Origin of the sequence: Corallococcus sp. AB049A (assembly GCF_003668885.1) — a bacterium.
Classification (GTDB): Bacteria; Myxococcota; Myxococcia; order Myxococcales; family Myxococcaceae; genus Corallococcus; species Corallococcus interemptor.
This window is the reverse complement of record NZ_RAWL01000637.1, coordinates 1-3,526: the sequence shown is the minus strand read 5'-3', so window position 1 is coordinate 3,526 and position 3,526 is coordinate 1. Positions and strand designations below refer to the sequence as shown.

Genomic DNA, 3,526 nt, shown 5'->3' with positions numbered 1-3,526 from the left:
CATGTCTAGGAGCATATCATATGTGATTATGAGGTATTAGAATTTTTTTTTTTCAAGCAAAAGACGGCATACGAGATAAGCTCCGGTCTGGTGGGCTCGGAGATGTGTAAAAGAGACAGCCATCGCACGGATCTTCACCGTGGGGCCCGGGGCCTCGTCTCCCAGGGCCGGGGGCCCGTCGTCGTCATCGTCCCCGGAGGTGGTGGCGGACGGCGGCTCGGCCAGGGCGGAGGCCAGCGGCGCGGGCACCTCCATCGTCGGGTCGGTGGGCGGCTCGTGCACGGCGCCGTCGTCGCGGCGGGCGGGCGCCTTGGCCGTGGGCGCGTCGGGGACGTCCTCGTCGCCCAGGTGCACGGGCGGCTCGCGCAGCAGGGGCATCCGCGAAGGCTGGCGCGCGGCGTCTCCGGAGACCGGCGTCCTCGACAGCTTCGGCGAGGCCTCTCCGGACGCGGGCGTGAGCGAGTTGCCGCACGCGGGGCAGAAGCGGTTGGTGGCGCTGGTGGCCTGGCCACAGCGCGGGCACGACACGTTGGAGGGCTCGCGGACCTGGGGCAGCCCGGGCTCGCCGCTGGCCGCGTCTCGCAGCCGCGCCAGCACCGTGTCCCCCACCAGCCGCGTCACCACCGCGGAGACGCTCTCTCCCGGCGCCTCCGGCACCTCATCCAGATAGGCCTGGAGCGCGCGCGCCACTTCCGAGCACCGGGCGAAGCGCTGCCCGGGCGCGCGGTGGAGCATGCGCAGGATGATCTGCTCCAGCAGCGGCGACAGCCCCTCCACGAACTGCGAGGGCCGGGGCACCGCCGCCAGCGCGATGCGCCGCATGGCCTCCGCGGGGTTGTCCGTGTCGATGAACGGCCGGCGCGTGCACAGCTCCCACAGCACGACGCCGAGCGCGAACTGGTCACTGGTGCCGGAGACGGGCTCGTTGCGCACCTGCTCCGGCGACATGTAGCGCAGCTTGCCCTTGAGCACGCCCGTGCGCGTGCGGCTGGCGCGGATGGTCGCCTTGGCCACGCCGAAGTCCACCACCTTCGTCAGGCCATCCAGGCGCACCATGATGTTCTGCGGGCTGATGTCCCGGTGCACCAGCTCCAGCGACGCGCCCTGGCTGTCGCGCGCGTGGTGCGCGTGGTCCAGACCCAGCGCCGCGTCGCGGATCATCTGCGCGCAGACGCGGTGGGGCAGCGGCGTGCCGGCCCGCTGCGCCGCCTTCGCCAGGCGGCCCAGGTTCTCGCCCTCGATGTACTCCATGGCGATGTAGAACGTGCCCTGCCACGCGCCGACCTCGTACAGCGACACGACGTTCGGGTGGTTCAGGTGCGCCGCGACGCGGGCCTCGTCGAGGAACATCTCCACCGAGCCGTCATGCTCCAACAGGTCCGGCAGCAGGCTCTTGAGGATGACGGGGCGCTCGAAGCCGCTGACGCCCACCTGTCGTGCCAGGAAGATTTCCCCCATGCCCCCCACGGCCACGCGGCGCAGCACCGCGTACCTGCCGAAGATGAGGGATGACGGGGAAGCACCGGACACCATCGCCCTTGCACCGTACCCAGCGATCCCCATCCCCCGCCAGTCCCGGGCGCTGTTTCAGACGGACCAGGTCAGCCGTCCCGCCTGCTCGGACGACGCGGGCGCGAGGGTCAGCGGCGACACATAGAGCCCGCGCCGCTCCCGCTTCCACCAGGCGCCGGTGCGCTGGCGCTCCTCCCGGGACGTCATCCGGTAGTCGTGCAGCACCGCCCGGACCAGCCGGGGTGGACGCTCCGGGAAGGGGTTGGACGCGAAGAGTTCCAGCACCTCCGGCGAGCCCTCCAGCAGCCGCTCCATCAGGGCCAGGAACCACGAGGGCGGTGACCCCAGCGCGGCGAACCACATCTGCCAGTCCAGCCGGGGCTGGTGCGGGGCCACCTGGCGCGGCGGCCGGTCCACGCCCGACGTCTTGTAGCGGAACGGGTACTCCACCCAGTGCACGCCGTCGTTCGAGCCCTCCACGGTGATCTCCGGCCGGTCCACCGTCATCACCGCGAACAGACCGTAGGAGTTCACCGAGTGCAGCGGATGCACTCGGTCATCCAGCCAGTCCACTGCCCGCACCAGACGCTCCGGGCCGCGCGGCCACCACCCCATCCGGCGCAGCTGCTCCATGGTGCCCAGCGTGAGCAGCGGCACCGCCGCGGCCACCGACTGCGCCATGCCGAGCCACGACGGCCGGCGCGCGGGCCCCGCGTCACGCCACAGCGATTCCGGCAGCACGCGACGCAGGGCCGCGTCGTCCAGCAGCCACAGCCCCAGGGCCAGGGACTGCACGTTGAAGAAGCCGTAGTTGCCCGTGGCCATGATGGCCGCCTGCAACGCGGTGAAGACGCCGAAGGCGGCCTGCCGCACGCGCCGGGGGCCGAAGGCGAGGAAGGGCACCGCCGTCTCCGCCGCCAGCACCGCCGCCGTGCCCGCGTGGCGCACCTGGCGCGGAAGCTGGTGCGCGGCCCAACCGCCGCGCGTGGGCAGGGGCGCGGTCTCGAAGTACACGTCGCACGCGCTCAGCTCACGCCACGTCCGGTCCCCCGAGTGGAACTTGCTGATGCCCGACCCGAAGTAGAGCCGGAACACGAGCATCCGGAAGAGGAACACGTCCAGCGCGGACACGTCCCGCTTCCCCAGCCCGGGCCGCAGGCCATACGGCGCGGTGTGCGCGCCCAGCAATCCCATCTCCAGGAGCAGCACGTCCCACTGGAACGACAGGAACTCGCGCCCCAGGGACACGTAGGACAGGTACAGCCCCCACAGCGCACTCGCGCTCAGGCGCGGCGCCACGTTGAAGAGCAGCGCCAGCGACAGGGCCTGTCCCACGCGGCAGCCCCGCACCAGCGCCGCGTCCGACGCGTCCTTCCAGAACACGCTGGGACGGCGCCGGCGGCCCTGCGCGGCATAGCGCTCGGACTGGGCCACGTCACGGATGGGACGGATGCCCTTCTCCCCGTAGAGCCCCAGCACCTGCTTGCCCAGCGACGTGAAGGCGATGAGGAACGTGCCGCCCAACAGCCGCAGGAAGGCCCAGCGCACCAGCCGGTGCTCCGCGGGCTCCGTCACGCGGCCGAACAACCACCGGTCCCACCGCGATGCGCGCCGGCGGTTGTGCGCGATGACTGAATAGACAGCCCCCGCCACCTGCCGGACACCGGGCGCCAATCCCAACCGCGCGGCGAGCCGCGTGCTCCAGCGGGGCGACCAGGCGAGCATGCGGAAGACGGCCTCCGCGCCGGACGAGCGGCGCCCCGACGGCTCCACCAGCTGCATCGCCCGCCGCATGTCCTTCTTCGGAATCCCGAGCAGCCTGAGCAGCCAGCCGCTCCCGCGCGCGAAGCGCACCCGGCCGCCGGTGTCCTGGCTCCAGCGCGCCACCCAGCGCTTGCAGAAGCCGCAGTCCCCATCGAACAGCACGAGCGGTCGCATCTCGCGGGTCATCGCGCGCATCACGTCTCTCCTTCGTCCGACGACAAAGGTGCGCGCGGCGGGCGGGATGCGAAGG

At 71.7% G+C, this 3,526-nt stretch carries 2 protein-coding genes; both read right to left on the bottom strand.

What is annotated here, in order from left to right; translation table 11 throughout:
- Window positions 1-36 precede the first annotated feature (36 nt).
- Complete coding sequence (locus D7X55_RS37540; protein WP_233610307.1) at window positions 37-1,563, bottom strand: protein kinase domain-containing protein; 1,527 nt, start codon at window positions 1,561-1,563, stop codon at window positions 37-39.
- A gap of 24 nt (window positions 1,564-1,587) precedes the next feature.
- Entirely contained in the window at window positions 1,588-3,471 is a 1,884-nt protein-coding gene (locus tag D7X55_RS37535; protein WP_121725538.1) for a lipase maturation factor family protein, read from the bottom strand.
- Between the last annotated feature and the right edge of the window lie 55 nt (window positions 3,472-3,526).

Bases quoted from the DNA above. Each gene is read 5' to 3' on its own strand.
- D7X55_RS37540 (WP_233610307.1), bottom strand. From the start codon at position 1,563: ATGGGGATCGCTGGGTACGGTGCAAGGGCGATGGTGTCCGGTGCTTCC.
- D7X55_RS37535 (WP_121725538.1), bottom strand. From the start codon at position 3,471: ATGCGCGCGATGACCCGCGAGATGCGACCGCTCGTGCTGTTCGATGGG.